Origin of the sequence: Dietzia cercidiphylli, assembly GCF_014145145.1 — a bacterium.
Classification (GTDB): Bacteria; Actinomycetota; Actinomycetes; order Mycobacteriales; family Mycobacteriaceae; genus Dietzia; species Dietzia natronolimnaea.
This window is the reverse complement of record NZ_JAALEA010000077.1, coordinates 1-2,979: the sequence shown is the minus strand read 5'-3', so window position 1 is coordinate 2,979 and position 2,979 is coordinate 1. Positions and strand designations below refer to the sequence as shown.

Here is a 2,979-nt window from a genome sequence, read left to right as displayed (position 1 = left end):
CAGAACTCTGCTTTCCGAAGCACGTCCCTAACACGCCTGGCGGTCGAGCATCTCGACCTGATCCCCGCCGAGATCCGGCACTACTTCCGCGACGTCCACGACCACCACAGCCAGGTCGCGGCGGAGGTCACGACCCTCGACGAGCAGATCACCTCGTTGGTCAACGCGGCCATGGCGATGATCGGGGTGCAGCAGAACACCGACATGCGGCGCATCTCCGCGTGGGTGGCGATCGCGGTCGTGCCCACGATGATCGCGGGGATCTACGGGATGAACTTCACCAACATGCCCGAACTGCATTCCGAGTACGGCTACTACCTGGTGCTCGGGGTCATGGCCGCCGCGTGCACCGGGCTGTTCCTGCTCTTCCGCAGGAACCGCTGGCTGTAGTCAGCGGGTCAGACCCGGATTCACCGCGCGGCGCGCCGGATCGGTCACGTCGATCCCGGCCTCCGCCCACGCGTCCTCGAGCTCCCCCGCTCCCTTGAGTCGGACCCAGGCCGCCTCGGTGTGCGTCACCGGGACCGCACGGAAGATCCTGACGGGGGCGGACTCCCCGCCCACCTCGACGTCGGGGATCTCGGGCGCCCGCAGCACGACCGCGGTGAACGCCGCGCCCGGCCACAGCGGCTCCCCGAGATCGATGAGAGCGCCCTCGGACAGCACCAGGCCCTCGACCGCCGGGGCGGCCGCGAGCACGGCCAGGGCGCGGACGAGCCCGTCCACGCCGCCCCGCAACACCAGGGAGAGTTCGGCCCGCGGCGCGGTCGGGTCGGGGACCAGCGCGGACGGGTCCCCCATCGGGTCGGCCGAACACCCGAGCGAGGCGTATCTCACCAGGCCGGACTCGATGTCCACGAAGCGCAGGACCCGGATCGGTGCCGCCCCCAGGAAGGTCACCGACGCCTCCTGCGGCTCGGGGCCGAGATGCGCGATGAGATGCTCGCGGACCGCGGTCAGGACGGACGACGAGTCGGAAGGGCCTCCCGGGAGCGTCACTTGAGGCCGAGGCGTGCGAGTTCGTCGCGGACCTTCTCGGCGTTCCCGGGCTCGCACAGGATGTCGTACCGTCCGGCGACCAACTGGGAGGTCGACGCGAAGTCGCGCTTTCCCCGTGTCGCGGCGTAGGACAGCGAGGCGGAGACCACACCGAACACCGAACCACCGATCAGTCCGGTGAGGACGACTCCCCACATCGGCTGGGTGAAGATGCCGACCAGCAGGCCCACGAACAGTCCGAGCCACGCGCCGGTCGCCAGTCCGCCGAGCAGGATCTTGGGCCAGGTCAGCCGGCCGGTGACACGCTCCACCTGCATGAGGTCCACGCCCACGATGGTCACCTCGTGGACGGGGAACTCCTCGTCCGCGAGGTGGTCCACGGCCGCCTGGGCCTGCGCGTAGGTGGGGTAGGAACCGACCACCCACCCGGTGGGGGGCGTGGGCAACCCGGGCGTCTGCCCGCGCCGGCCCGTGGTCGGGGACACCGGAGTCGTCATCACATCGATCCTTCCGTCGTCGACCCGTTCGGATCGGTCTCTCGGGCGGCCGTCGTCGTCATCCCCGCTGCCCGCCCTCGTGCGGAGACCACCAGTGCCATCTTACGGCTGGCCTCGTCGAGCATCTCGTCACCGAACATCACCGCGCCCCGGGCCCCGCCCTCCTCGGACGTGGAGTGGGCGTAGGCGGCGAGGATCCCCTCCGCCTTGTCGAACTCGTCCTGACGCGGGCTGAACACCTCGTTGCCCGCGTCCACCTGGGCGGGATGCAGGACCCACTTGCCGTCGAAGCCCAGTGCCGCGGTGCGGGCCGCCGCCCTGCGGAAGCCCTCCACGTCCCGCACCTTGAGGAACGGCCCGTCGATCGCCTGGAGACCGTGCGCCCGGGCGGAGACGAGGATGCTCAACAGAACGTGGTGGTAGGCGTCGCCCGGCGCGTACCCCTCCGGCTGCTCCCCGACGGTGAGGGTGCGCATGCCGATCGAGGCCATGAAGTCCGCGGGACCGAACACCAGCGTGAGGACCCGCGCGCTCGCGGTGGCGATCTCGTCGATGTTGGTGAGACCGAGCGCGTCCTCGATCTGGGGCTCGATACCGATGTGCCCGACCGGCAGGCCCGCCGCCTTCTCCACCTGGGTGAGCACCAGGTCGAGGGCCCGGACCTCCGCGCCCGACCGCGCCTTGGGCAGGAGGAGCGCGTCGACGTGGGCGCCCGCCCTGCCGACCACCTCCGTGACGTCCCGGACGGTGTACTCGGTGTCCCAGGCGTTCACCCTCACCACCACGGTCGGCGCGGCGAAGCCACCGCTGGTGAGCGCCTCGACGACGTTCTCGCGCGCCTGTTCCTTGGCCGGGCCCGCGACGGCGTCCTCGAGGTCGAGGAACACCTCGTCCACCGGCAACCCGCGGCCCTTGCCGATCATCTTGACGCTGCTACCGGGGACGGCGAGCACAGTGCGCCGGGGACGGGTGCGCAGTCCGGCGATCGTCGCCGCGGCGGACTCCGACGGTGCGGTCTCCGTGTGCTGGGCGGGGGTCATCTGCGGGCACTCCCTCCGGTCCGGTGCGGGCGGGGCGTGATCCACCACCCGGTGACTAACCTGGTCCGCATGGCGAACCTCAACAAGGCTTTCGTCGCCAGGCTAGCCGGACTGCCGGTGATCGGCCCTGACGGGGACGACATCGGGCGGATCCGCGACGTCGTGGTGACGATGCGCGCCCGGCACAAGCAACCCCGGGTCCTCGGACTGGTGGTGGAGCTTCCCACCCGGCGGCGGATCTTCGTGCCCATGCTCAGGGTCGCCTCGGTCGAGCCCCGCTCGGTCGCGCTGATCTCCGGAACGATCAATCTGCACCGGTTCCAGTCCAGGCCCGGCGAGAACCTGGTGCTCGGGTCCCTGGTGGACTCGATCGTGGGGGTCGATCCGGAGCGCGGCGCGCCCGGCTCCGCGGCCGGCCCCTCGGCCGTCTCGGCGGCCGGCAC

Annotated in this window: 5 protein-coding genes; 2 read left to right on the top strand and 3 right to left on the bottom strand. The window is 71.1% G+C overall.

Annotated features, from left to right (window positions below):
• Window positions 1–390 (top strand): CorA family divalent cation transporter (locus G6028_RS03530; RefSeq protein WP_277817565.1); only part of this gene is annotated, 390 nt, incomplete at its 5' end.
• Here G6028_RS03530 and G6028_RS03525 read toward each other — a convergent pair.
• From G6028_RS03525 to G6028_RS03515, 3 genes are read right to left on the bottom strand one after another with little or no spacing between them, the layout of a single operon-like run.
• Window positions 391–999 (bottom strand): suppressor of fused domain protein, encoded by a 609-nt coding sequence (locus tag G6028_RS03525; protein WP_304814553.1) that lies wholly within the window; start codon window positions 997–999, stop codon window positions 391–393. It lies immediately after the preceding gene.
• Complete coding sequence (locus G6028_RS03520) at window positions 996–1,496, bottom strand: general stress protein (protein ID WP_179525580.1); 501 nt, start codon at window positions 1,494–1,496, stop codon at window positions 996–998. The genes G6028_RS03525 and G6028_RS03520 overlap by 4 nt, the downstream gene beginning before the upstream one ends.
• Window positions 1,496–2,536, bottom strand: coding sequence for an HpcH/HpaI aldolase/citrate lyase family protein (locus G6028_RS03515; RefSeq protein ID WP_182658056.1), 1,041 nt, complete (start codon window positions 2,534–2,536; stop codon window positions 1,496–1,498). The genes G6028_RS03520 and G6028_RS03515 overlap by 1 nt, the downstream gene beginning before the upstream one ends.
• A 69-nt stretch (window positions 2,537–2,605) precedes the next feature.
• On the opposite strand from G6028_RS03515, the gene G6028_RS03510 reads away from it, so the two are divergent.
• Window positions 2,606–2,979 (top strand): PRC-barrel domain-containing protein (locus G6028_RS03510; RefSeq protein ID WP_182658055.1); only part of this gene is annotated, 374 nt, incomplete at its 3' end.